Source organism: Rhodopirellula bahusiensis (assembly GCF_002727185.1).
Taxonomy (GTDB): domain Bacteria; phylum Planctomycetota; class Planctomycetia; order Pirellulales; family Pirellulaceae; genus Rhodopirellula; species Rhodopirellula bahusiensis.
This window is the reverse complement of sequence record NZ_NIZW01000006.1, coordinates 37,664-63,594: the sequence shown is the minus strand read 5'-3', so window position 1 is coordinate 63,594 and position 25,931 is coordinate 37,664. Positions and strand designations below refer to the sequence as shown.

Sequence of the window (25,931 nt, the reverse complement as noted above, 5' to 3'; positions counted from 1 at the left end):
CCTGCTTGTCCCGTCGTCTCTGGCACAATAGGATGATGGGCTTCAGTTTGCAACCACGTGAGGGATTCACGTGGCAATGTGTGTTCGCAATTTCAATGAATGAAGCAAGCCTATGTCAGAGGCGGATGGCCAGAAGTTCCTCAAGGATCTCGACAAGAAACTTTGGACGGCAGCGGACAAACTTCGATCCAACCTGGACGCAGCCGTCTACAAGCACGCCGTGTTGGGGTTGATCTTTCTGAAGTACGTTTCGGACGCGTTTGAGCTTCGCCAAAACGAAGTCGCTGCGCACTTACGGAACCCGGACCAAGACTACTACTTGGATCCAAGTGACTACTCCGAAGACGAGTACGAAGCCGAGAGAGTGGTATGATGGCAAGCGATGGCAAGCAAATCAGCAACCCATTTTCCACAGGCGGTGGCGGCGTAAACTTCGAAGTACAGGTCCAGGCTTCGTTTGTTGCCCTGATGCTTGCGGGAGGATTCGCACCATGTTTGCCTTGCCGGCCAATTCGGAAACTCAAGCTGCAAGGGAAATACGCTGGCTATCACACCGATGACCTTATTGTCTTTACGGGTGATGAAGGTGATTCGGAGGAACGGAAGATCCTGGGCCAGATCAAACATTCAATTACAATTACCGAGAACAATACCGTATTCGCCGACGTGATCCGAGGCGCTTGGAATGACTTCAGTAATGGGAGCATATTCACAACAGGAAAGGATGCGATTGCGCTTATAACAGGTCCTCTGAGCGCAACGGATATCACCGATGTTCGCGTGCTCCTTGAGTGGTCCCGCTCGTCCGAATCCCCGCAAGAGTTCATCGAGAAAGTTGAGACGACGAATTTCAGCAGTGCGTCGAAAAGAAAGAAGCTTCAGGCTTTTCGGTCACATCTTGATTCGGCGAAAGGCGAGGCAATAACGGACGATGATATTTTTCAATTCCTGCGACATTTCCACTTGCTCGGATACGATCTGGACATCCGATCGGGCGTAATGCACGCGATCCTGCATTCGTTGATCGGGCAGTATTCACCGAAAAACGCGGCATCTCTCTGGGCGCTGATTGTACAGGAGGTGGCTTTTGCCAATCAGAATGCAGGAACGATTACTTGCAAGTCCGTACAACATGATCTTCGATCTGCGTTCGAGAAACGCGCCGTTCGACAGATGCCTGAGTCTCTATCTCATACCCTGCCGCCACGAAAAGTCCACGATTGGAACACTTCGGAGTTTGCTTCCGCGCTGGTTATCACGAATCTATTGGGATCGTGGGACGAGAATTCGGAGACGGACATCGAAATCGCTCGGCGGCTGGTTGACGTTCCATTTGAGGACTGGCAGTCGAAAATCCGGCAGGTTCTGCTATTACCAGATAGCCCGTTAAGTCTGGGAAATGGTGTGTGGTCAGTCAGGCAACGTGGCGACCTTTGGCAGGCTCTTGGCCCCAGCGTATTTGACGCCCATCTGGATGCGTTTAAGAGATGCGCGCTGGCCGTATTGCCAGAGATTGATCCCCAATTTGATTTAAATCCCAACGAGAGACTTACAGCTAACATCCACGGAAAAGTTCTTGCCCATTCTCGCTACCTACGAAAAGGACTTGCCGAAAGTCTTGCATTGGTGGGAGGCCGCCCCGAGTGCCTAGAGAACTGCTCGCGAGACAAGCCGCGCACGATCGCTGTAGAGGTGATTCGTGAACTGCTCCAGGATACCGACTGGCGATTTTGGGGAAGCATCAACGATCTGCTTCCGCTCCTTGCCGAGACATCACCAGAGGAGTTTCTGAGCGCTGTTGAGGCTGCATTACGTCAACAGCCATGTCCATTCGATGAGTTATTTTCCCAAGAGGGCAAAGGTATTACCGGACGTAATTATGTGACAGGTCTCCTTTGGGCCCTGGAGTCTATCGCCTGGAGTGAGACGGACATCGTCCGTGCGACGGTCGTTCTCGCCCGGCTTGCGGAGCGAGACCCCGGAGGGCAATGGGCCAACCGACCGGCCAGCTCGCTCGCGCACATTTTCCTTCCTTGGTTTCCTCAAACTACGGCGTCTATTGAAAAGCGCAAGATCGCGGTTCGGACATTGTGTAAAGAATCTCCGGAGATCGCGTGGAAACTTCTCCTTAATCTGCTGCCTGGTCAGGTTTCTGCAAGCAGCGGCACGCATAAACCAATTTGGCGGCGAGTCATTCCTGATGATTGGGAGGATGGCACTACACAGGAAGAGCATTGGGAACAAATCTGCAACTATGCTGAAATGGCCGTCGGCATCGCTGAGAACGAAATGTCAAAGCTCAATCAGCTGATTGAGCATCTTGACAATTTGCCACGGCCAGCATGCGAGAGGCTTTTGGGCCACATTTCGTCAGATGAGATCACAAGCAAGTTGGAAGTGGAGAGGCTCGGCTTGTGGACTGCGCTTGTAGAAGTGGCTTCGAAACATCGACGCTATTCGGACGCTGACTGGGCATTTCCAGATGATCTTGTTTCACAGATCGAAGCGGCTGCGGCTGTACTGGCACCCAAGGACCCTTCGAATCGCTACCAGCGATTATTCTGCGGACGTGATTGGGAGCTGTACGAAGAGAGCGGGAACTGGCAGGAACAAAAAAAACAGCTCGAATTGCGTAGGCATAAGGTCATGCAAGATCTTCTTGATGCTGGTGGAATCGAACACGCGGTTCGTTTTGCTGAAAGTGTGGAGTCACCTCAACAGGTTGGCTTTTCACTCGGCCGCATTGCTGTTGAAGATGTCGATGCCTCGGTGCTGCCGTCGATGCTGAATGCGTCCAATGAAAAGCACTCTGGGCTAGCCGCCGGATTCGTGTGGGGCAGGTTTCAGGAGAAGGGATGGGCTTGGGTGGATGCGACCTTCGTATCGGCTTGGTCGAAAGAAGACATTGGCAGGAGTCTTTCGATCCTTCCGTTTGTGAACAATACATGGCAGCGAGTAGATCAGTTGCTAAAGGATGATACGTCCGAGTATTGGAGAAAGGTGGTAGTTAATCCTTATCAAGCAGAAGGCCGTTTATGTACGGCCATCGAGAATCTACTTGAACACGAGCGGCCATGGGCAGCAATTGATTGTCTTGCAAAACTGGCGCACGACAATGAGCGGCTGAACAAGCAGCAGGCGGTTAGAGCATTGCTTGATGCCGTCTCATCCAACCCCACAAGTGGAGATGGCTACCATGCCGTTCAAGTCATTAAGTCTCTTCAGGAAGACCCCGAAACGAATGAGGAAGACTTATTTAGAATTGAATGGGCATACGTTGCGTTATTGGACGGACATCATGGTGCGACGCCTAGATACCTCGAAAGTCGTCTTGCAAACGATCCCGCGTTCTTTTGTGAACTCATACGCATGATCTTTCGCTCGAGGAACGTGACACCGAGCGACGAAGAACCGTCTGAAGAAGAACGGACGTTGGCGACGAATGCGTGGCGGCTTCTTCACGAATGGCGCACGCCCCCCGGAACGGATAGACTTGGCAATTTCTCTGGCCCTGCCTTCAAGCGGTGGATTGATGATGTAAGGCAATCTGCATCGGATTCCGGCCATCTTGAGGTGGCGCTTTCAAATGCCGGCAATGTCCTGATTCATAGCCCACCGGACCCGAGCGGTTTGACGATCCACTGTGCCGTTGCGGAAGTTCTTAACGCAGACGACTCAGAAGAAATACGACGGGGATTTGCGATGGCGATCCATAATTCGCGGGGCGTGCATTGCGTCGACCCAACGGGTAAGCCAGAAAGGGACTTGGCTGCCAAGTATCGTGGGCAAGCCGAGGAGATGGAAGACGCTGGATTCCATCGCCTGGCGACAACGCTACGAGGGGTCGCGGAGTCTTATGATCGCGAAGCGGAGCGAATCGTTGAAGAGCACAAGACGGAGTTAGAGTAAGACGAATGACGATACACCTTCCAAAATTGGGACATAAAACACACTACTGGAAATGACCACCGAAGACCAACTCGAACAGCTATCCCTCGACTGGTTCCAAGACACTGGTTGCGACTACGCCAAATGCGTTGACAAATCGCCCGAATGAGACGATCCGGAGCGGGACGACTACCGAGTGGTCGTCTTGAAAGATCGCTTGGCCGAGGCGGTGGCTCGGCTGAATCCTGATCTTCCGCAATCCGCCGTCGATGACGTGGTGCACGTTGTCGCTAATACCGATCATCCCAGCTTGGAACAAAACAACCGACAACTGCACAGGCTTTACACCAACCGCGTCAAAGTCGAATACGCTTCGACCAGTTCCACGGAGTCCGCGAGGCCGTCCGCGTCGCCACGATCGCGGCTAAGGATTCAGGCGACGAAGTGCCCCCGGCTCGCGGAAGGCGGGCGTGCTCTGGCACACGCAGGATGGCGGCCAAAGCATTTCCATGTGCTGCTACGCGTGCAAGCCGCTGCAGCAAACGGTTCAAAGTCATGATGCTGTCGGCTCCGAATTCGCCCGACACGATCAAGTTGGACCAGCCCATCCCAAACGACAAACGTTCGAAGTCGGGCAAGCCGACTGCGTTCACGATGGGGCAACGCTACGTGCCCAGTGAGCGATTGCTGATCGCGAAGGTGACGTCGGATTTGGATGAGGCGGAGTAGGCGTGCGGCCTTGCTAACGCGGCGGGTTGTGATTCTGCCCCACACCCTGAACCTCTCCACCACGAAAAACGCGGGAGAGGTGACAAGCGTTGCGTGTATCCCTGCAGCGAGTCATGTCGCCTCTTCAGGGCTTTTTCTTGCTTTCAATTTATCCACGGGCTTGCGTCCGTGGCGACAACGTGACGTCCCGTTGGGACTGAGTTGGATCGTGGCGATGGAGTTGGTTGGTGACGCCCCCGTGCGGATGCCGGGCTGGTGCTTGCGGATGTCGGCTGTCTTTTCAATCGGGATTGATGCGGCGTTCTGGGGGTTTTAATCTGCCGGGCTTGATGTCCGTTCAAACGATTTGAAATTTAGTGAGTGCACCGTGATCGTCCAAGAGAAAGAGTCTCCGCGGCCCAAGGATCCGATGGGGAAGGCTGGGTTTGAAGCTGAAAAGCAAATGGCGTTCTTCCTGCGACGTGCCTTCGCAGAAGCATCCGACGTGTTTGTGTTCAATGACATCACGTTCGAACGAAATGGCGAGCGAGCCCAGATCGATCATCTGGTGATGCACCGATTCGGTTTCGCAATCGTCGAAAGCAAATCCATCACAGGCACCGTCGAAGTGAACGAACATCTTGAGTTCGTTCGCAACTCTTGTGGGCGACGTTCTGGAATGCGGTCGCCGATCGAACAGGCTCGATTGCAGGCCCGGCTTCTACAAAGCCTGCTCAACGATGCGAAGGAATCGCTGCGTCCGAAGAAGTTGATGGGCACGGTTCAGCCATCTTTTGGTGATGAACGTTTCCAGGTCTTTGTGGCGATCTCGGATCAGGGCGTCATCGAACGCAATGGCGTCAATCCGCCCGAGTTGATGAAGGCCGACCGAGTCGTCGCGGAACTGACCGAAAAGGCGAACGCCTACGAAGAAACCCAAGGCATCAAGGGATTTGTCAAGTTCGTGAAAGCGGGGAAGGAGGAAGCCAAACGGTTGGAAGACCATCATATTGCTCCGTTCACGGATCAAGAATTGGCGTCCATCCGCGAGTTTCTATTGAGCCAACGCAAACGTCAGCGAACAACGAATCCACCGACGGTTGAAACTAAGTCTCCAACGGCCGTGGAGCGAGCGACGGAGCCCGTTTCGAAGGCAGAAGCCAGTCCGTCGGATGCTGGGATGAAGTGCGACGCGTGCTGCGCGTCGGATGTCGAGATCCTCTATGGTCGGTATGGCTATTACCTTCGGTGCCGAGTTTGCAATCAAAATCAAAACGTGCCGCAGAAGTGTGAGGTGTGTGCGGCGAAGGCGAAGCTTCGCAAGAAAGGGCTCTGCTTCTATCGAGACTGCGAGGCGTGTGGCTCACCAAGGCTGGTTCATACCAACTCGACGCCCGCGGAAGGTTGAAAGGGGCGTCCGTGCGATCGAGGCAATGGCGAGCCGGCGAGTTGAATAGGCTGTGGTTCGCTGCGAAATGCTCCTGGCCATCAAAACAAGAGTTGTTCTTGCTGATCGGGTGCCACCGCTTCGTCGAACTCGGTGGCTGAGTCTTGTGCTTTCTGGCGTTCGATGAACGCTTCGATTTCGTTCTCGTAGGGGAACCAGTGGAACATGAGTTGGGTGTTCACGTCATCCGTGTTGGCGTTAAACGACTCGCATCGTTTTCGCATGTCCTTGAACATCGCATGCCACTTTTTCTCTTTGACGACCGCTTCGGATTCCGACATCGCTTCGATGTGTTCCACCTTGAGGCGGAATGGGCATCCCGACTGCAATTGATTTCGTCGTCGTGCGATGTTGGTGGATCGACCGATCTTCACAAATCGTCTGCCGAGGAACTCGCAGGTGATGAAATAGACGCCAGAGTTCGACAAAGTTCGTGCTTCCGATTTTGGTGGGGAGCGGGCAGTTCGCATCGAGATCGATCAAGGCCATTCTACGAAGTCCGCAACCTGACCAGATGCTGGCCGCCAGTGCTCCCGATTTTCGTGCGGATGTCTGGCCCAGGCGTGAGACGCGCGAGCCAAACTAAATTTGGGGCTGTTTTGTGCTACGTCTAGGTGAGTAGCGGTTAGCAACTGGGGTGGACTCTTTGCCCGCCGGCGTTGTTGGATGGCCGCTCACTTGGATTGATTGCGTCGTTCGCAATCACACCACTTCTTCTGCGGATCAGATTTTGATCCGTCGCCGTCGCGTCTTGTGACGCGAGGCTGCACCGAGCCACTCCAGCTGCGGTGACATACAGCACTCTCAACCCAAGGGGATCCTATGCGCAGCCCACACATGCACGCCAACGTGACTTGTCGTCATCAGCCTGATGCGTCGCCTCACCTGCAAGTTGTTGGCGAACAGGTGAGTGGTTCTACGAATCGAAAGATCGCCATTCCCAAACGAGCGGCGACCCAACCAACACGGATTGAGCTTTCTCGTCCGAAGGTCAGCCAATCTAGCGAGCCTCTCGCACTCACCTACCAGCAAGCAGCGGATGCATTGCAGGTCAGTGTCTCGACGATTAAACGCCGTGTCAAAGACGGTGATCTCACCGCCGTGATGATCGGGAGTCTCCCGCGGATTCTCAGGGCATCGATTCAGCAACTGTTGGGCGAGCATTGACCTCGCCGTCGAAAATTGTATTTCAGGTGTGTTGTAGTCTTGGGCCATCTCAATTCGGCCTGGAGCCGAATCAGTGGTCAGATTCCGATCGAACCAAACGCCAAACGGCGATCCAGGGACACTGCAACGCTGAACTAAATTTATGGCCACTTTGAGCTACGTCTAGGTGAGCAGCGGTTAGCAACTGGCGAGGACTCTTTGCCCGCCGACGTTGTTGCATGGCTTCTCACCTGGATCGATTGCATCGTTCGCAATCGCACCACTTTTTCTGCGGATCAGGTTTTGATCCGTCGCCTTCGCGTCGTCTGACGCGAGGCCGCACCGAGCCACTCTGGCTGCGGTGACATTCAGCTCTCTCAAACACAAGGGGATCCTATGCGCAACCCAAGCACGAATGCCACAAGCTCCAGTCGCTATCAACCGAGGCCCGTGCAGCACGACTGCCAAGTAAGGCCACGAGAGGATCGCAAAAAGGAAGTCACCCGAAGCACGCTTCGGCAGCGTTACCCAATGTCTCTGACGCCGACAACCTACGGGGAGTTTCGTCGACGGGGGAAGAAGCGATGAGCAAGCCCAGTCAGCTTTTACACGGAACGACCGGCTAGCGAAGTATCGCTGCGGGTTTGGCACGGTTCGCTTTGCCTGATGCCGTACCGTTTTGTGCGGCATCGATGCCCGGTGACAGCAAACGCTCTCGCCGGGCTTCTTCCCATCATTTTCTCGACTCGAAGTTAACACGATGCAGAGCACATCGTGGCTCGGCTGGCGTGATTTAGAAGCACTGTTTCTGTACTCCGATCCTATGCAGGTCTCCAATGAAAAAGAAAGAACAACCCTTTGACGCTGACGAACTCTTGACCCTCATTGCGAGACTCGCCGCGAAACGCTGGCTTCGTGAACAGCAAGCCAAGCACATCGAGGGACTGAACGCTGGCTCCGAGAAACTTCCTCAATGCGAAACCGATCCCGACGCCAGTCAGTAAGAGTTATCGCGATGGCACGATGTGCACCTCGACCGTTCCGGAACTGCGACGCCTGCGTCTCCTTCTAAACGGTGACACCGATGTGTTGCTTGCTCAATTTTCGCGATGCGATGTGACTGGTTCGCCAACTTGCTGGCATCGCCGACGCAGGCGGTAGACGGCATGACCGATTCCAATGAGCTGTATCGGGCGGCGGTGACTTCCGGCTTCGGTGGTGAACCAGCATTCATGGCAGCGAATGATTATCGTATTCGTCTTGTTTGAATGTTTGGCAGTACGCGGCTTTTGGTGATGCCGCCCTTTGCGAAGGTTGAATCAATCGGATGCGGAAGACCACGAAGACCTCGAAACGGAGCGGGCAACAAGTCGATGATGATCGAACGAAGCGAGTCAATGCTCGAAAGCAGCTTCGCGTTTGGTTGACTCGATTCGGGAATGATGGGATCAAGCTCCAGACTGAGGAGGATGTTAAGCAACAGGCAAGACATCTCGTCTCGCTAGTTCGCGAAGCGCACTCGCGAAGCAGTTCGGCTGCTCACCGGCGGTTCAAAGAAATCGCAGCCGCGGTCGATGATCAGATTGGCCTGATCGACCAAAGCGAAAAGCACATGAAGATGCTCTTTGAGCGGTTGATTCGTGCCGCGGATGCGGAAGTCGACTTTAAGTGTCCTTGGGATCATCTACTGATGGAACTAGAGCGCAAGCCCAGACAACTGACTGTTGCCAGGGCGCTTTGGGATGCCAACAAGGACCTGTCAGCAGAATGGACAATCCCGCTCGGTGACTTCGTTTACAAGGTTTGGGGGTGCGATTTCATAAAGAGCTCAAGGATTCGCCCGGTCATCTGCAAGCTTGCGAAGTTTATTAACGAGCGAGGAGTTGGCCTGAAAATTGAGGTGCATGACAGTGAGGGCGTGCACCGAATCGATTGCAAACTTACCTAGCTTAGCCGCCGTTTGCCAAATTCAGTTTGTGCTCGACACATTTACCAGGGTGAACGTCGGGCAGATGGTCAACGTGGTCACTCGGTTTTCACTCGATGCGTCGCCTCAGCTGCAAGTTTTTGGCGAGCACATGAGTGATTCTCCGAATCGAAGATCTCCGTCGCCAAACGATCGGACGCCCGTTCAACGCGGATTGAACTGCGGCGTCCGAAAAATGGCCGATTAAGCGAACCCCTCGCGTTCACGTACCGGCAGGCAGCTGAGGCGTTGAAGGTCAGCGTGTCGACGATCAAGCGTCGCGTCATCGACGGTGATCGGAAGGTCGTGAAGATCGGCAACCTCCCCCGAATCGGCAACACGGTCGAAGTAGCGATGCGACACGACGTGATCATCAAGGAGCGAGAATATGACGGGCCCCGCCAGGGCAGGAGAAATCGCTAAATGATCAACTGACACCCATTCCAATTTCCCTCGTTTCAAGCAAGGAAAACAAGATGATGAAGCCCAGCAAAGTCGGGACAGAAAGCGGGACACTCAGTGCCATTCAGAGGCATTCACAGAGGTTCACGCGAAGTGACAAAGTGCGGAAAACACCGTGTTTTCCGCATTCTATGAAGTACCTGATACCCCCGACAGGATTCGAACCTGTGACCTGCGCGTTAGGAATGCGCTGCTCTATCCAGCTGAGCTACGAGGGCGTTTGGGTTGCAATGCGTTGTTTGAGTTTACGTTGCTGGCGGTGAGGCTGGAAGATCGTTTGGGACCGGCAATCGGAGATGTCGGTGTAGTGGAGACGTGTTATTTGGGGAAGTAAATGGCTGGGCGCGAGAGTTCCAGGGAGTCTTGTTCGATTGTAAGCATCGACTCGATTTCCAAGCTTCCGTATCGCGAAAAACCGGTGTGGACGACGAGGTTGTCAGCCATCTTTGCCACTCCGTCGTGATGGGTGTGACCGCAGAGGACGATGTGTTTGCGGTCAGGGGCTCGTTCGGCTGCTTCCCGGAGTGCCTTGCCGAGTTGACCGCAGACGAAGAATGGAGCCCAGTTGTCGTCGGTCGTTTTGCCTTCGTACCAACACGCTTCACGGAATGGTGGCACGTGCGTGGCGATCAAGACTTGCGTGATCTCGTCAGGCAGGTTTTGAAGCTTTTCCGCGACTCGATCCGCGGCGGCTTTGCCCTCGGCGACCAGTAACGATTGCCAGGCGTCAGGATTGCTGTTGCGAAAGTCGTCGATCAGCTGGAAGTCATTCAGGCGGACATTTGAATCCGCGTAGTTGCCCTCCGTCGCATCGCCCCAACCATCGTCACCGATCAGCACCGTTGACTCATTGAGCGGCAGTGCGGGGTGGTCGGTCAGGTAAGTCAATTGCGGGACGTCACGGCACAGAGCAATCAGATCACGCCGCGCGGACGCGATCGATTTTCCGTAGAAGTCATGGTTGCCCAGCACGAAGTGAATCGGTCGATTCAGGGTCTCGGCCAAGCATCGCAATTGGTAGGCAACGTCGTCGCCCTCGGACAGATCTCCGGTGATCAGAATCGCGTCTGGATCGAGTTCCAGCAGCTTTGCAGCCCACGATTGCCAAACATCGAGTTTGGCATGATCAAAGTGTGGGTCGGTGATCCACGCGATTCGACGAAGAGGCTGATTCAAGGAGACGTTGCAACGACTTTCAAAGGCGAAACCTCAAGCGGTGGCGGTAGCACCAGCGGCTTCGGCCAAGGCTTCTGCTTTGTCGGTCTTTTCCCAAGTGAATCCATCGCCATCGCGACCGAAGTGGCCACCCGCGGTGGTTTCAACGAACACAGGACGACGCAGTTGCAAGTGATCGATGATGCCGCCGGGAGTCAACGGGAAGTGCTCGCGGATCAGTTCGCAAAGTTTGGCGTCGTCGATGGTGCCGGTGCCTTCGGTGTCAACGTGAACGCTGACGGGTTCGGTCACGCCGATCGCGTAAGCCAACTGAACTTCGCATCGTTCGGCAAGGCCAGCGGCGACGATGTTCTTGGCAACGTAGCGCGCCATGTAGGCAGCACTGCGATCAACCTTGGTCGAGTCCTTGCCACTGAAGGCACCGCCACCGTGACGGCCCCAGCCGCCGTAGGTGTCGACGATGATCTTGCGTCCGGTCAAACCGCAATCGCCGTGAGGTCCACCGATGATGAACTGGCCGGTTGGGTTGATGTGATACTTGATGTCGCCCTTGTCCAGTTCGGCTGGGATGGATGGTTTGACGACGTTTTCGATCACGAACTTTTCGATTTCGTCGTGCGAGACATCGGGGCCGTGTTGAGCGCTGACAACGACGGCTTCAATGCGGACGGGGCGATTGCCTTCGTATTCAACCGTGACTTGGCTCTTGTTATCGGGACGCAACCAGTCGACTTCTTTGTTGAAGCGAGCTTCGGTGATGCGGTTGATGATGCGGTGCGACAGCGCGATCGGCAGTGGCATCAATTCAGGAGTGTCTTTGCATGCGTAGCCAAACATCAGGCCTTGGTCGCCGGCACCGATGTCTTTGCCCGATGCTTCGTCGGAGTTCACGCCTTGAGCGATGTCAGGGCTTTGCGCGTCCAAGCGGACTTGTACTTCGCAGGTCTTGCCATCGATTCCGATGTCAGGATCGTCGTAGCCAACCGCAACGATGGTGTCGCGAACAATCTTTTCGTAGTCGACGTCGGCCTTGGACGAAATTTCGCCAGCGACGACGGCCAATCCGGTGGTGACCAGCGTTTCGCAAGCGACGCGGCTGTTGGGATCTTGGGCCAACAGTGCATCCAAGATGCTGTCGGAAATTCGGTCCGCCAGCTTGTCGGGGTGGCCCATGCTGACCGATTCACTGGTGAAAAGAAAACGGCCTGATTCGTTACTCACTACACTGATCTCCGGGAAAACAAACGAAAATGATCGCTGATGGAAATTCGTTTCCTCCCGCGACGTGCCCCATAGCGTAAAGTCTGGTCACGACGGCGCAAAGCGGCACAAATAACGGAAAAGAACGCTCTCGAGCTGCCATGGCCACCTCGCCTTCCAACGATCCGAACACGACCAAGCCAAAGCCAGGCAACAGCCCGCCCGCCGACACTCCTTGGCAGCGGCCGGCGGTATCGACGTGGCCATTGGTTGGTTCGTGCTTGGTCCACCTGATTCTAATTGGTTCGGTCCTTGGTTGGGTGAATTCCCAATCTGCGGGGACAATCGATCAGCCGACGACCAGCGTTGGTGTGGCGATGGCGTATCGGTTGCCCGATCGGACTCGGTACGTCACCGAAGATTCGTCGGAAGATTCCGATGCCGCGACGGCGGATGCATCCGATCGGAAGATGGACGAGCGTTCCAAGTCAGTCGACCAGTCCGATGCGGAGCAGTCGCAATCAACAGCTTCGGCGGTGTCCGCTCCACCCTCCGGTTTCGTTCCGCCAGTTGATTTGGACGGACTGTTCGCAGAGCTGACTCGTCGCGGGGCGGCGGCTGGTGAGTCCGAAGGGACCGGAGTCGAAGGAACGCTTCGATTTGGCGATGGCAAGACTGCGGACCAATTGGGCACCGGTGAACTCGTTCCGGGAACATCGCGGGCGGGCGAAGGTGCCGGCCAAACGACGACGTCGGTGTTCGGCGTGTCGGGTTCCGGCAGCACGTTTGTTTATGTGTTTGACCACAGCGAAAGCATGTCCGCGTCGGGCGGCAAACCTCTGCGAGCGGCCAAGCAAGAGTTGATTCGGAGCTTGCGAACGTTGAGTGAACGACAGCAGTTTCAAGTCATCTTTTACAACGATCGTCCCAAAGCGTTTTCCCCCGACGGGCAAAACACTGGGTTGGTCTTTGGCGAAGACGGGATTCGTCGGCGGGCCGAAGCGTTCGTGAGCCGAACGGTGGCGCTCGGCGGAACGGAGCATCAGTTAGCGTTGCGAATGGCATTGCGATTAGCACCAGACGCGATCTTCTTTTTGACTGACGCATCGATCCAAACGATGAGTGCGGATCAGATGTCCGACATTCGCCGAAGGGCTGAGCAGGCAGGGACCGTGATTCATGCGATCCAATTTGGAAGCGGGCCCGAACCAGCCAACTCATTCATGAAAGAGATCGCTCGTCAGAACCGCGGCGGGTATCGCTACCTCGACGTAGTCTCGGGCGGCTGAGGGGATCGTTTTCCAATCAGCTTCCGAGGTTGTGCAGCAGAGTAGAACAGTTGTCCTCAAGTGTTCCATCGCCAGGCCTCATCGCACCCAAGTCCACTTTCAAACGTTCGCGTCACACTGCTCGACGAAACCGGCCTATCACGCAAACATCTGGGGACAAATGTTCTACTCTGAAAGGACATTCTGCCCTCACTTTCGCGTCCACCTGAACGGCTTCGCTCGAACTTCTGCCAAACTGCGGATTGGGGGAGAAGCAGGTGCCGGAAGCCCGCTGAAAAACGGCATCGAAAAGCAGCGAGACATGTTTGGAGTGGGGGGCGGCTTGGGGGGAAGACCGAAGTCTGGCGACACCGCGTTCGATCCGATGGGGAGCGAAATCGGGCCAACCAGAGTGAGAGCGGGGCCGCTTCTAACGCCAGTTGGGGCGGATTTCGCCGGCACCAGCTTCTTCGGCATCCAAGCGTGCTTTGGGGATGATGCGACGAAACTCGGAGGCGGAACCGCGAATGGAGGCTCCCATTAGAAGCAAACCCAAGCGGACTTCTTCGCGTTTTCTTAAGGGAGCTTCGATGACTCCGGGGGCCAGCGATTTGGCTTTGCCTCGCAAGAATACGGTCACGTTGTTCAGGCCGTCGCCGAGTCGGTCGCCTGCATCGCCACCGACCACGATTGTGCCGCCGAGAGCACCCGCACCGGTGTCATCGCCGACGCTTCCGCGAACGAAGATGCTGCCACCACGCATAGCTGAGCCGACGCGATCGCCCGCCGATCCGTAAACCGCCAGTGTGCCGCCGGTCATCGCGGAGCCCAAGCCGCAGCCCGCGTTGCCGGTGATCAGGACAACGCCGCCGCACATTCCGTCGCCAGCACCGTGGCCCACATTGCCATCCAGGCGAACGTCCGCGTCCCGACAAAACGCGAACGCGTAGTCGCCCAATTCGCCGGTGGCCTGAAACCGAAGCGGCATTTCGCATCGCATCATCGCCGAGTGCTGGCCTTGCAGACCAGTCAGCTCAACCAGCGGTGCTGGAGCGTCTTCATCGGACTGGCAGGGGATCGATTGCATCGCCGACCGCAATTCAGAATCGGACATTTGAGAAATGTCGAATGAATGATCGGGTTGCTGGGGTTCCTTCGTCACGTCACGCTCCGTGGGTGGCAATCGCTCGAACGATTTGTTGTAACCGCTCGGCGGCCTGTTCGCACACATCCAAGACATCGGCGTGGTCAGCGGTTGCCGGTGCGTCGGGCAGGGCGAGGTTGGTGACGACCGAGATACCAAGCGTTCGGACTCCAGCCGAGGCGGCACACAACAGTTCCGGCACCGTGCTCATGCCAACCAGATCAGCACCAAGTTGCCTCATCATGCGGCATTCCGCCCGGGTTTCGTAATTGGGACCGTTGACGGCCAAATACATTCCTCGTCGAAGTTCAAACCCGTTCGTATGAGCGGTCTGGTGAGCGATCGCGTCGAGCTGTGGATCGCAGGTGCTCAGGCTTCGTCGGAAACATCCCGTGGCAGCGGCGGACTCGTTTGCCGAGACGTTTGATCGTTGGAAACTGATTGGCGGGGCACCCAGTTTTCCGTCCAGCCAACTGCTGTGTTCGTTGAGGAGGACCAGGTCACCGACATCGAAATTGGGATTCAATCCGCCGGCGGCGCAGCTGACGACCAGCTCGCTGATCCCCAGACCAGCCATCAACGCCGCGGGCCGAGTGACGTCTCGTAGGGAATGACCTTCGTAAACGTGCAATCGGCCAGCCATCGCGATGACGGGCCGCGAGGCGAGACTTCCGATCAGAAATTCGCCTCGGTGGCCTGATGCGGTGGAAGCTGCCAACCCCGGGATTTCTTTGTACGGCACGATCGTCGGGGATTCAATCGCATCGGCCAGCCCCCCCAATCCGCTCCCGAGGACCACTCCGAGAGGAGCTTTTTCGAATTCCTTCAGGATTGGAGCCTTGGTCCGGAAAGCGGAGAGCGATTCCGACAGATCCGGGACCGAGTCCGCGGCGGCAGCGAGGTTGGAGTTGGCGGGCAAAATCGTTTCAAAAATCCAATGTCAGGGGGGATCCGTACGCAATGACAAGCAAAGATTGCGCCTGATTCGTTTTGGGGTTCCCGATCGGAGCCACCTTTGCGATATTTCCGTTCGATTTAGCAACGTGATTCGAAAAGAATGTCCGGGCGATTCCCGGTTTTGCCAGTCTACACCCCCCAACAATTTTTGACGATTCGTCGGCCACCCCCCAAATCCACCCCGGAATTACTGCGACAGCCATGTCAGAGTTGTCGACGGGCGAGATTGGAACCGCCGCATTGGTCGAGCTTAGGTGAAGTATTATGAATTTGGAGAAGGTCAGAAACATTGGTATCAGTGCCCACATCGACTCGGGCAAGACCACTCTGAGCGAACGCATCCTGTATTACAGCGGACGTATTCACAAGATCGAAGATGTTCGCGGTGGTGGTGACGGCGCGACGATGGATCACATGGAACTGGAAAAAGAGCGTGGGATCACGATCACCAGTGCCGCGACCAGCGTCACGCATAATGGCTACCACATCAACCTGATCGACACCCCCGGCCACGTTGACTTCACCGTCGAAGTGGAACGCTCGCTGCGTGTTCTCGACGGTGCCGTTTTGGTTCTGTGCAGTGTCGGTGGCGTTCAAAGCCAGTCGATCACCGTTGACCGCCAAATGAAGCGATACCAAATTCCTCGCTTGGCGTTCATCAACAAGATGGACCGTACCGGTGCTAACCCACGCCGTGTCGTCGAACAACTTCGCGAAAAGCTCGGTGCCGATGCCTTCTTGGCTCAAATCCCAATCGGTGCGGAAGAGAACTTCCGTGGCGTCGTCGACCTGATCGAAATGGTGGCTTACACCTTCGAAGGCGACCAAGGCGAAAAAGTTGTCACCGGCGAAATCCCAGCTGACTTGAAAGACGAAGCCGAAGAATCACGCGTTGCAATGTTGGATTCATTGTCCAACTACAGCGACGAAGTGATGGAATTGCTTCTCAGCGAAGAAGAAGTTTCCAAGGAAATGATCTATCGGGTCATGCGTGAAGCCGTTCTCAACGGGGCGACTCCTGTCTACATGGGCAGTGCATACAAGAACAAAGGTGTTCAGCCTTTGCTCAACGCAGTCACCGAGTACCTGCCCAGCCCGCTGGATCGCGAAATTTACGGACGTGACCCTTCGGACGAAGAAAAGAAAATCGAATTGTCACCCGATGCGGACAAGCCGTTCGTTGGCATGGCGTTCAAGATTGTCGAAGATCCGTTTGGTCAGTTGACCTTCATGCGTATCTACCAAGGCACCATCAAGAAGGGCGAAGCTTACACGAACCAACGTTCGACCAAGAAAGAACGCTTCAGTCGCATTGTGCGAATGCACAGTGAAAAGCGGGAAGAAATCGACGAAGCTGGCCCTGGCGACATCATCGCCGTCATGGGGATCGACTGTGCGTCCGGGGACACGTATTGCAGCGAGCGTGATTACGCGACGTTGGAATCGATGTACGTGCCTGAGCCCGTCATCAAGATCGCCGTCAATCCACTGAACCGTGGCGATGGCGACAAGATGAGCAAGGCGTTGCAACGCTTCCGCAAGGAAGACCCAACGTTCAGCGTCTACACCGACGAAGAAACCAACGAGATCTTGATCTCGGGCATGGGTGAATTGCACCTGGAAATCTACATCGAACGAATTCGTCGCGAATATGGCGTCGAAATCGAAGTCGGTGCTCCCAAGGTTTCCTACCGCGAAAGCCCGACCAAGGAAGTCGAATTCAACTACAAGCACAAGAAGCAAACCGGTGGTTCAGGTCAGTACGCTCACATCGTTGGCAAGCTGATCCCGATCGAGTCGGAAAGCGAAGACAGCTTCGAGTTCGAAGAAAAGGTCGTCGGTGGTCGTATTCCTAAGCAGTACATCCCTGCTGTTGAAAAAGGCTTCCGCGATATCCTGGGCAAAGGTCCAATCGCCGAGTACCCCGTTGTGGGAACTCGCATCGAGCTGCTCGACGGTAGCTACCACGATGTTGACTCGAGTGAAAAAGCCTTTTACACAGCGGCTCAAGGTTGCTTCCGCGAGTACTTCAAGCAAGCTGCTCCGAAGTTGCTCGAGCCGATCATGAGTGTCGAAATCGAAGTTCCTGAAGACTTCCAAGGTACCGTGACTGGTGACGTGATTCGTCGTCGTGGTCTGATGACCAGCAACGATACCAACGAAGGCATGACCGTCATCTTGGCCGAAGTTCCTTTGGCTGAAACGTTCGGTTACGCAACCGACTTGCGGTCGATGACTCAAGGTCAGGGAACGTTCACGATGGAATTGGCGGCCTACCGTCAAACTCCTTCGAACATCCAAGAAGAGATCATTGCAGAACGCAAGAAAGACGAATTGGCCGGCGCTCGCTAAGCCATTTTGACGATCCAATCACAAGAAAACCACGCGACTCACCTCGCGTGGTTTTTTTGTGCTCGGATGGAGCATCGAATGTCGATTCATGGCAACTTCATTCATTCGCCGATGATTTTGACGAGGATTCGTTTTCGGCGTTTGCCGTCGAATTCGTAGTAGAAAATGTGTTCCCAAGGGCCTAGGTGAAGTTCCCCATCGGTGATGGCTACCACGACTTCGCGGCCCATGATTTGTCGTTTGTGGTGAGCGTCGGCGTTGTCTTCACCAGTTCGATTGTGCATGTAACCACCGGATGCCGGATCGGTTCCCGCGTTGAATGGCACCAAGTCTTCAAGCCAGCGTTCGTAGTCCGCGTGCAGGCCTGACTCATTGTCATTGATGAATACGCTGGCCGTGATGTGCATCGCATTGACCAGAACCATTCCGTCTTGAATGCCGCTCTCGCGAACCAATTGATCCACCTCGCGATGGATCGAAACGATTCCGCGTCGACTGGGGACTTCCATCCACAATTCTTTGGTTAGTGACTTCAAGTTGAGCTCCAGGATCGTTGGATTCGGCAATGTGAGCGAAGGCGAAGCATTCATGAATTTCATTCCCGTCTCGAAGTGGATTCATGTCGCGGCGATCATTTTATGAGATGATCATTCGGAACGCGATTCGCTGCAAATGCGGCGACCTGTCTTTGCAATCTACCCGATCATGCCTGTCTCAACCGCGACATCGGTTTCTGGCATGAAACTCTCAAAACGGTCGAGTCTCAATCTGTGTTTGGCAATCGATGGATGTCTGGTTTGTTGTTGACGGGAGCCTTCCTGGGGGCGGCATCCAATTCAAGAGCAGAGGAATTAGCGCCAGTGACATCGGAGGCGTCCGAGTCGGAAGCGACGCAAGACCTGGCGGAAATGGTGTTGAGTCGTGACGATCATTTTCGCTGGGACGTTCGTGCGAGAGGTGAGATTGCCGGTTGCGATTACGTCGTGCTTCATTTGGTGTCTCAGTCGTGGCAAGGAGTTCCCTGGCACCATTTGCTGTATATCCTCAATCCACCCGAGGTCGATCCGAACGAATCCAACGCGTTGATGCTGATTACCGGTGGATCTTGGAATTCGGAGTGGGGAGAGGATGGTCCCGAAAAGATTGAAGTGCCGCGGGAAGCTTCCTTGATGGCAAACGTCGCGATTGAAGTGAAGACTCCCGTTGCGATTTTGAAGCAAGTTCCCTTCCAACCAATGTTCGATGGCTTGAAGGAAGACGCGTTGATCTCCTACACATTCCAAAAGTTCTTCGAAACGAGCGATCCGGAGTGGCCTTTGTTGCCCGCCATGGCACGCTCTGCTTCCGCCGCGATGGATGCTGTTGTTGGAGCAACCAAAGAGGAATGGGGACTTTCGATCGATGGCTTCACCGTGACCGGGGCGAGCAAGCGAGGTTGGACGACGTACTTGGTCGGAGCCACTGACCCTCGAGTCAAGGCAATCGCTCCAATGGTGATCGACATGTTGAACATGGATGTCCAAATGAAGCACCAAATCGATGCGTGGGGTGCCTACTCTCCTCAGATCAAGGACTACACGCGGCGTGGTTTGCAGAAAATGATGGGAACGCCGAAGGGGAAGTCTTTGCTGCAGTTGGTGGATCCATACGAACATCGGGCAGCGTTGACGATGCCGAAGCTGGTGTTGCTGGGCAGCAACGATCCATATTGGCCGGCCGATTCAACCCAGCACTACATCGACGATCTTCCCGGCTCAACGTCGCTGCTGAACATCCCGAACAATGGGCATGGATTGAACGACATTCAAAGAATGGTGGGCGGTGTTTCGGCGTTGCATCGATTTGTCTGCCAAGGCAAAGCCATGCCCATCTGGGAAACTCGCTCGGATGCCACTTCAAACGGATTGAAGTTGGTTGCAACGAGCGATCAAACTCCGATGGAAGTACTGTTGTGGACCGCGACGTCTTCCACCCGTGACCTCCGGTCGGCGACATGGGAATCGTCCTCGTTGATGGCACACGACGACGGGACTTGGAACGCGGAAGTCAAATCACCAGCGTCGGGTAGTTCAGCTGCATTCATCGAAGCGCAGTATGAATCCGGAGGCACGTTTCCGCTGTCAGTGACATCGCAGATCCACGTTTTGGACTGAAACAAATCGCATGACCAATCTGTAGCTCGGTGGTCCCCCACCGAGACCCATCGTTTAAATCACTCGCGTTCTACATTGCGTGCTGTCCATCTGAGTCAATCGGCGACAATCATGCCATGACGTCGTGGATGACGCTGCCGTGCACGTTCGTCAGACGTCGTTCCAAACCGTTGTGGTAGAATGTCAGTCGTTCGTGATCCAGCCCCATCAAGTGCAGCAAGCTGGCGTTGAAGTCATAAACGGACGTTGGGTTCACGGCAGCTTTGAATCCGAACTCATCGCTCTCGCCGTAGCTGAATCCCTTTTTGACGCCGGCACCAGTGAGGAAGCACGTGAACGCATCCGGGTTGTGATCTCGTCCCGTACCGTTGGACTGCAAGAACGGCATCCGTCCAAACTCCGTCGCCCAAACGACCAAAGTGTTTTCGAGCAGACCACGTTGACGCATGTCCGCAATCATTGCTGCGGTTGGTTGGTCCATGATCTCAGCCTGCATCGCATGCGTCTTAGCGATGTTGGAATGAGAGTCCCAGTTTGTGATGCCATTGCCGCCCGCAGGATCGCTGCCGTTGAACAACTGCACGACTCGGACACCTTTCTCGATCAAGCGACGAGCCAAGAGGCAGTTCTTCGCGTATTCCCCTCGCAGTGCGCTGCCGCCTTCAACGCCATAAGCCTTCAGCGTTGCTGCCGTTTCGCCGGAAAGGTCCATCGCATCAGGGACGGACGTCTGCATTTTTCCCGCCAGCTCGTAACTTGCGATTCGACCAGCCAAGTTGGCGTCGCCCGGATAAAGTTCCAAATGCTTTGCGTTGAGACGCTGTAGCAAATCAACCGTCGCGTGATCCGCGGCGGGGGAAAGGCCACTTGGACGATGCAGATTGTTGGGCGGGTTCTTGGCGTTGAAGTCCGTGCCTTGGAAGGCCGCGGGCAAGAATCCATTGCCGAAGTTGTTTTTGCCACTTCGAGCCAACCCTCGCGGGTCATTGATCGCAACGAAGGAGGGAAGCTCTTGGTTCTCGGTGCCGAGTGCATAGGTCACCCAGGAACCAAACGACGGGAAGCCTTCCATCGTGAACCCGGTGTTCAGGAAGTTTTCGCCTTGTGGGTGGGCGCTGGTGTCGGTGTTGAGCGAATGCAGGAAGCAAAAGTCGTCGACCTGTTCCGCCAAGTGTGGCAACAAGTCCGAGACCATTTTGCCGGATTCGCCACGTGGTTTGAAATCCCAGAACGGTTTGGCAATGTTTCCGGTCGGGCCTTCAAACGTGACCGCGGGAATACCCGGTGGCTTTTGCCCATGCAGTTTCGTGAGCGCCGGTTTGTAATCGAACGTGTCGACGTGACTGACCGCACCAGGGCAGAAAATCACCAGCACTTGTTTCGCGGGCGCTTCGAAATGGGCTTTTCGCGGCAGGTAAGGATTGTTCGGATCGATCGACGGTCGGATGGGTGTCTTGCCGCCGGCAGTTCCGACGTCCGACGCGAGCAGTCCATCCGACTGCAACAGACTAGCAAGGCCGAGCCCGGCGGTTGATAGTCCCGCAGTGCCGAGGAAGCTGCGTCGATCGAGCAACCGGCGACCTTGAACGGAGAGGTTCTCTGGATTTGTCATGGTGTTTGTGTCCGGTGCTAAGGCAGAAAGGCGAGTTCGTTGGAGTTGATCAACGCTCGGCAAACCAATGCCAACTCGCCATCGCGAGCGATGTTCATGCAAGCGGTTCGTTCGGCTTCCGATGATGAGCGATCGAGCAACAGTTCGAAGCAGCGGTCAACGGCGAGTTCGAGTTCGTCGTTCGATTCGCGTAGGGCTCGTTCCGCAATCAGGTCGGATTGTTCCAGAACGAAGTCGCTGTTCATCAAGTTCAATGCTTGCAGCGGCGTGGTCGAAACCGGTCGCTTCGCACGAACCTGACCGCAGTCAGGAAAGTCAAAAGCGGTGAAGATTTGATCGTCCACGCGGCGCATTCGTTCTTGGTAGAGCATTCGCCGCCAGGTCTCTTTTCCGTGGTTGTTGATGACTTCCCATTGGGCGTAGGTCGCTTTTTCATTGTGGATGCGATAGCTACGACCGCCAATTCGCAAGTCAAGCGAGCCGGAAGCCATCAAGATGGAGTCGCGAATGACTTCGGCCTCCACGCGGCGAGGTGGGAATCGCCAAAGCAACGCGGAGCCCGCGTCTCGTTTCAGTCCCTCCTCGTTCGGGAGGCTGGATTGACGGAACGCATCGGACATCACCAGCATTCGCAGCAACGACTTCACGGACCATGCCGGATTGTCAGCATCAGCCGGCGAGACAAACTCGTCGGCCAGCCATTCCAGCAATTCGGGATGCGTTGGTGGAGCACCCGCTCGACCAAAATCGCTGGTCGTTGGAACGATTCCGGAACCGAAAACATGGTGCCACACTCGGTTGACCATGACGCGTGCCGTCAGAGGATTTTCAGATGAGGTCAGCCATCTCGCGAATTCGCGACGGCGCTCAGGGCCAGATGCGGAGGAATCGAGACCAAGGTCGCCGTCGAAGATTTCCGGTGCGGCAGGCATCACTTCATCGTGAGGACTCTCTGGACTGCCACGCAGTAAGACATGTGTCACAACCGGTTCCACGAAGCGTCCCACGAAACTTGGTTGGGGACCTTCTTCGGACAGTTGATCGATCAATCCTTGGATATTTGCAATCGTTTGTTTTCGTTCAGGATTGTTCTTCAACAATTTGGAGTTGACCGCCCAAGTGCCAGTCCATGGTTGCCAAGTTCCATCCTCCTGCATGATGTCCATGTCGAATTGATACTTGGGTAGATACGGTTTCTTGTTCAGATAGTCCGTGTCGTAGAAATACTCGCGGTTGTTGCTCAAACGAAGTCGGTTGACGGTTTGAGGTCCTTGGAATTGGAACTCGACCCAAGGGCGTTCTTCTTTCTTCGCATCGAGTTTTGTCCGCCAAGCCATCGTTCCGTACTCGCCGTCGTTGATTCGCCCGATCGGATTGCGTCCGTCCGTTCCCTCTTCTGGGAATCCTGTGACTTCCGTTCCTTCACGGGCATCGGCGAGGTTTCGGTTCAAACCGTGGGGCCCGAGAACTTCCAGTTCATCCAAGCCCAGGTTGGGTGTCTTGAACCGAATTCGAACGGCTGTCGTTGTCACAGCGGGGAAGTGAAGCTCACGGTAGGCACCCCAGTTTTCTTCCCAGCCACCGGCGTCGCGAAGTTTGTCTCTTTGGGTTTGGATCTGCTGCCACAGCTCTTTGCCACGTTTGCGTAACGGGTGATCTTCGGAGAACTCAGGATGGCGACTTCCAAACTCAATGTCTTGGAAGACCGCTGTCATCGAGTAATAGTCTTGGATGGAAACCGGATCGAACTTGTGGTTGTGGCAGCGAGCGCATCCCACGGTGACGCCCATGACCGATGCACCGACGGTTTGCATGATTTCGTCCAAGCGGTCCGCGCGAGCCTGGCGAATCGCGGTGGGTTCACGTCCGACGGTTGCCGCGGGAACGTGCGGTCCAGCGACCAAGTATCCGGTCGCTTCTCCGGCACCCATTGAATCGCCCGCGATCTGTTCTTGGACGAATTGATCGTAGGGCTTGTCTTCATTGAAAGACCGCACCACATAATCGCGATAGACCCATGCGTTCTTTCGATACAGGTTGGCTTCGGAACCATTGGTCTCCGACCAACGAATGACGTCAAGCCAGTGCTGAGCCCAGCGTTCGCCGAAGTGAGGTGATTGAAACAACCGATCCACCGCTCGTTCGTAAGCAGCATCACCGTTCGCCGCAAATTCGCGAACGAAGGTTTCGGTCTCTTCAGGAGTTGGTGGCAATCCAGTCAAGACAATCGCGAGTCGCCGGATCAACGAACGTGGATCCGCCGGATCTGAATACTCAAGACCATGTTCCGCGAGACGCGATCGCAAGAACGCGTCGACTGGTAGCAAAGTGCCTGGTTTGGATTGCTCACCGGTATCTGCAAGTGCAGGAACATCAGGACGCACGATAGGTTGGAATGCCCAATGGTCTGATTCGAATTCTAGGACCGCATCCATCTGTCCGGGCCATTCCGCGCCTTCTGTGATCCAACGCGAGATCATTTCAATCTCTTCTTTGGGCAATTGGTCGTCGTCCGGCGGCATCGCCATCTCTTCATCGAGATGCTGGATGACGTTCATGACATAACTCTTCTCTGGATGACCGGGCACCAAAGCTGGCAAACCCGAGTCGCCGCCTCGCATCATATGAGGTCGTGAATCGAGACGCAGGCCGGATTCTTGCTCGTCTTCGCCGTGGCAATAGACGCATCGATCTTCGAAAATCGGAGCGATGTCGTTCTCGTAGTCGACCTTCTCTGCGGAACTAACGTTGGCAGTGCAAGCCACCACGACCAGGAAGATTGCCGGGATCGCAGAGTGACTGAAAAATGTGTGATCTTTCATCGTGCAGCCTCCCATCCGGCATTCCACTGTGCCAGCAATTGGCTGGTCAGTTCGGGGTTTTTGTTAGCGATGTTGGTGGTCTCGTCGGGATCGTTTGCATGATCGAACAGCTCGACATAGATCGGAGCGGAACTCGAATCGCGATGGTCCTTCCAAATGACCAGCCGATATCGATCGGTTCGCATGGTGTAGCCCATCAGGTGTTGCTCGAACAATTCGCGGTCCCACGACTCTCCCAGTTGCTTGATGATCCGCTCTTCCACTTGCTGAATCAGAGGCCCGAACCATGTTTCTCGCATTCCTTGAGAAAGCGGATTGGCGGCCCATTCTCGCAGTGCCGGATTGGGGTATTGGCTGAACGCAGCGTCTTTCCAGGATTGGTTCGGATCGTTCATCAGCGGTTTGAAACTGGTGCCTTCGGTGTGTTCCGGTATAGGAATGCCCGCCAATTCGCACAGGGTGGGATAGATGTCGACCAATTCCACCAAAGCATCTGTGTTCGCACCTCGAGTCTGCATGTCGGGTGACCAAATCATCAAAGGGACACGGGTCGCGATTTCGTAGTTGGTCGCTTTGCCCCAGACACCCATGTCGCCGAGGTGCCATCCGTGGTCGCCCCAGACAACGATCATCGTGTTGTCACGAACTCCGGCTTCTTCCAAGGCAGCAATCAGTTTGCCGATTTGAGCGTCGACATAGCTGACCGAAGCGAGGTAAGCGTGCTTGAGGGTGCGAGACAATTCAGGTGACAGAGGTCCGATCTTTGGAATGCCAGCCCGCGTTCTTAGTTCGAACGATGCGTGCAGTCCCATCGCGGCGCCGTTCTCGGGGGCGTTGGTTTCGCCAGCCATCGGGATGTCCGCGGCGTCGTACATGTCCCAGTATTTGGAGGGAGCACACCAGTTCAGATGAGGCAATTTGTATCCCATGGCCAAGAAGAAAGGCTTGTCATCATCCTTCACCAATTCCTTCAGGGTTGCGATAGCCAATGCGGTGTTGTAACCGTCGATGTAACCGGTGTCGGCAACGTCGGCTTTTTCGTAGGCTGGACCAGCGGCCAATCCTTTGCGAGCTGCTTCGCCATACTTTGCCAACATGTTTTTCATGTTGTCGGCCTTCATCTTATTGTTCTCGGGCAGCGCGTATGGTCCTCTCGGTTTTCGGATGCCATTGATTCGCTTCACCGATTCGCGACTCCATGATCGCCCGTCATCGGTGTCGCCTTGGTGAAAGATCTTTCCGCAGTAGGCCGCTTCATAACCGTTTGCGATGAAGTGTTCGGGCAGTGTCAGAATGTTGGGTTGCAGTTCGCGAAGCGAAACGTAGTTGTGATAGAGCCCGGTCGTATCGGGGCGAGCTCCCGTCATCAGGCTCGCTCGCGAGGGACGGCAGATCGCTTGTTGGCAGTAGGCACGATTGAACAGCAATCCGTCGGCGGCCAATTGGTCCAAGTGAGGCGACTTGGCGATCGGCGAACCATAACACCCAAGCTCTGGTCGCAAATCGTCAACGGCGATGAACAACACGTTCGGTTTTTCGGCCGCGAATCCGGCGGATTGCAAAAGAAGACCGAAACAGAAGGTGGTCAACAATCGGATCATGTTTTTCGGTGGGGCGATGAGGAGGGATG

General features: G+C 55.3%; 22 protein-coding genes and 1 tRNA gene. 13 read left to right on the top strand and 10 right to left on the bottom strand.

Annotated elements, in window-relative coordinates:
• Window positions 1-112 precede the first annotated feature (112 nt).
• The 5 genes from CEE69_RS08140 (at window position 113) to CEE69_RS08125 (ending at window position 6,004) form a co-directional block, all read left to right on the top strand.
• On the top strand, window positions 113-373 hold the full coding sequence (locus CEE69_RS08140; protein ID WP_233215044.1) for a type I restriction-modification system subunit M N-terminal domain-containing protein: 261 nt from the start codon (window positions 113-115) through the stop codon (window positions 371-373).
• Window positions 370-3,909: a hypothetical protein gene (locus tag CEE69_RS08135; protein WP_199169828.1), complete on the top strand. Its 3,540-nt coding sequence runs from the start codon at window positions 370-372 to the stop codon at window positions 3,907-3,909. Before CEE69_RS08140 ends, CEE69_RS08135 begins: the two co-directional genes overlap by 4 nt.
• 184 nt (window positions 3,910-4,093) lie before the next feature.
• On the top strand, window positions 4,094-4,447 hold the full coding sequence (locus CEE69_RS08130) for a hypothetical protein (RefSeq protein WP_233215043.1): 354 nt from the start codon (window positions 4,094-4,096) through the stop codon (window positions 4,445-4,447).
• The gene (locus tag CEE69_RS32795; RefSeq protein WP_199169827.1) at window positions 4,444-4,617 is read left to right on the top strand and encodes a hypothetical protein; all 174 of its coding nucleotides are present in this window, start codon (window positions 4,444-4,446) and stop codon (window positions 4,615-4,617) included. The genes CEE69_RS08130 and CEE69_RS32795 overlap by 4 nt, the downstream gene beginning before the upstream one ends.
• Before the next feature lie 367 nt (window positions 4,618-4,984).
• Window positions 4,985-6,004 carry a nuclease-related domain-containing protein gene (locus CEE69_RS08125; protein ID WP_099260224.1) on the top strand — a complete coding sequence of 340 codons (1,020 nt, stop codon included), beginning with the start codon at window positions 4,985-4,987 and terminating at the stop codon, window positions 6,002-6,004.
• An 80-nt stretch (window positions 6,005-6,084) separates the two neighbouring features.
• On the opposite strand, the gene CEE69_RS08120 is transcribed toward CEE69_RS08125, so the two are convergent.
• Window positions 6,085-6,513, bottom strand: a complete 429-nt coding sequence (locus CEE69_RS08120) for a GIY-YIG nuclease family protein (protein ID WP_099260223.1) — start codon at window positions 6,511-6,513, stop codon at window positions 6,085-6,087.
• A gap of 352 nt (window positions 6,514-6,865) precedes the next feature.
• Between CEE69_RS08120 and CEE69_RS08110 the strand changes: the two genes are divergently transcribed.
• From CEE69_RS08110 to CEE69_RS32790, 5 genes are all read left to right on the top strand, one after another.
• Entirely contained in the window at window positions 6,866-7,210 is a 345-nt protein-coding gene (locus CEE69_RS08110; protein WP_233215042.1) for a helix-turn-helix domain-containing protein, read from the top strand.
• An 815-nt stretch (window positions 7,211-8,025) separates the two neighbouring features.
• Window positions 8,026-8,193, top strand: a complete 168-nt coding sequence (locus CEE69_RS32415) for a hypothetical protein (RefSeq protein WP_158230983.1) — start codon at window positions 8,026-8,028, stop codon at window positions 8,191-8,193.
• A gap of 105 nt (window positions 8,194-8,298) precedes the next feature.
• The gene (locus CEE69_RS33110) at window positions 8,299-8,457 is read left to right on the top strand and encodes a hypothetical protein (protein ID WP_008670577.1); all 159 of its coding nucleotides are present in this window, start codon (window positions 8,299-8,301) and stop codon (window positions 8,455-8,457) included.
• A gap of 155 nt (window positions 8,458-8,612) precedes the next feature.
• Window positions 8,613-9,137 carry a hypothetical protein gene (locus tag CEE69_RS08100; protein WP_233215041.1) on the top strand — a complete coding sequence of 175 codons (525 nt, stop codon included), beginning with the start codon at window positions 8,613-8,615 and terminating at the stop codon, window positions 9,135-9,137.
• 279 nt (window positions 9,138-9,416) lie between these two features.
• The gene (locus tag CEE69_RS32790) at window positions 9,417-9,578 is read left to right on the top strand and encodes a hypothetical protein (RefSeq protein ID WP_199169839.1); all 162 of its coding nucleotides are present in this window, start codon (window positions 9,417-9,419) and stop codon (window positions 9,576-9,578) included.
• Window positions 9,579-9,761: 183 nt separating this feature from the next.
• On the opposite strand, the gene CEE69_RS08095 is transcribed toward CEE69_RS32790, so the two are convergent.
• The 3 genes from CEE69_RS08095 to metK form a co-directional block, all read right to left on the bottom strand.
• A tRNA-Arg gene (locus CEE69_RS08095) sits at window positions 9,762-9,835 on the bottom strand.
• A gap of 100 nt (window positions 9,836-9,935) precedes the next feature.
• Window positions 9,936-10,793: a metallophosphoesterase family protein gene (locus CEE69_RS08090; RefSeq protein ID WP_099260220.1), complete on the bottom strand. Its 858-nt coding sequence runs from the start codon at window positions 10,791-10,793 to the stop codon at window positions 9,936-9,938.
• Between the two features lie 33 nt (window positions 10,794-10,826).
• Window positions 10,827-12,014, bottom strand: coding sequence for a methionine adenosyltransferase (metK, locus tag CEE69_RS08085; RefSeq protein ID WP_099260219.1), 1,188 nt, complete (start codon window positions 12,012-12,014; stop codon window positions 10,827-10,829).
• 140 nt (window positions 12,015-12,154) lie between these two features.
• Between metK and CEE69_RS08080 the strand changes: the two genes are divergently transcribed.
• Entirely contained in the window at window positions 12,155-13,282 is a 1,128-nt protein-coding gene (locus CEE69_RS08080; RefSeq protein ID WP_099260218.1) for a vWA domain-containing protein, read from the top strand.
• Window positions 13,283-13,691: 409 nt separating this feature from the next.
• Here CEE69_RS08080 and CEE69_RS08075 read toward each other — a convergent pair whose 3' ends face one another.
• Both CEE69_RS08075 and CEE69_RS08070 read right to left on the bottom strand, forming a co-directional pair.
• Entirely contained in the window at window positions 13,692-14,423 is a 732-nt protein-coding gene (locus tag CEE69_RS08075) for a tributyrin esterase (protein ID WP_099260217.1), read from the bottom strand.
• 1 nt (window position 14,424) lies between these two features.
• Window positions 14,425-15,324, bottom strand: a complete 900-nt coding sequence (locus CEE69_RS08070; RefSeq protein ID WP_099260216.1) for a purine-nucleoside phosphorylase — start codon at window positions 15,322-15,324, stop codon at window positions 14,425-14,427.
• Window positions 15,325-15,626: 302 nt separating this feature from the next.
• On the opposite strand from CEE69_RS08070, the gene fusA reads away from it, so the two are divergent.
• On the top strand, window positions 15,627-17,714 hold the full coding sequence (gene fusA / locus CEE69_RS08060) for an elongation factor G (RefSeq protein ID WP_099260214.1): 2,088 nt from the start codon (window positions 15,627-15,629) through the stop codon (window positions 17,712-17,714).
• 101 nt (window positions 17,715-17,815) lie between these two features.
• Here the strand turns inward: fusA and CEE69_RS08055 are convergent, their stop codons facing one another.
• Window positions 17,816-18,313 (bottom strand): secondary thiamine-phosphate synthase enzyme YjbQ, encoded by a 498-nt coding sequence (locus CEE69_RS08055; protein ID WP_233215039.1) that lies wholly within the window; start codon window positions 18,311-18,313, stop codon window positions 17,816-17,818.
• Window positions 18,314-18,502: 189 nt separating this feature from the next.
• Here CEE69_RS08055 and CEE69_RS08050 point away from each other — a divergent pair, with 189 nt between their 5' ends.
• Window positions 18,503-19,867, top strand: a complete 1,365-nt coding sequence (locus CEE69_RS08050) for a PhoPQ-activated pathogenicity-related family protein (RefSeq protein WP_099260451.1) — start codon at window positions 18,503-18,505, stop codon at window positions 19,865-19,867.
• Window positions 19,868-19,976: 109 nt separating this feature from the next.
• Here the strand turns inward: CEE69_RS08050 and CEE69_RS08045 are convergent, their stop codons facing one another.
• From CEE69_RS08045 to CEE69_RS08035, 3 genes are read right to left on the bottom strand one after another with little or no spacing between them, the layout of a single operon-like run.
• Window positions 19,977-21,479 (bottom strand): DUF1501 domain-containing protein, encoded by a 1,503-nt coding sequence (locus CEE69_RS08045; RefSeq protein WP_099260213.1) that lies wholly within the window; start codon window positions 21,477-21,479, stop codon window positions 19,977-19,979.
• Between the two features lie 17 nt (window positions 21,480-21,496).
• Window positions 21,497-24,316, bottom strand: a complete 2,820-nt coding sequence (locus CEE69_RS08040; RefSeq protein ID WP_099260212.1) for a PSD1 and planctomycete cytochrome C domain-containing protein — start codon at window positions 24,314-24,316, stop codon at window positions 21,497-21,499.
• Entirely contained in the window at window positions 24,298-25,902 is a 1,605-nt protein-coding gene (locus tag CEE69_RS08035; protein ID WP_099260211.1) for a sulfatase, read from the bottom strand. The genes CEE69_RS08040 and CEE69_RS08035 overlap by 19 nt, the downstream gene beginning before the upstream one ends.
• Between the last annotated feature and the right edge of the window lie 29 nt (window positions 25,903-25,931).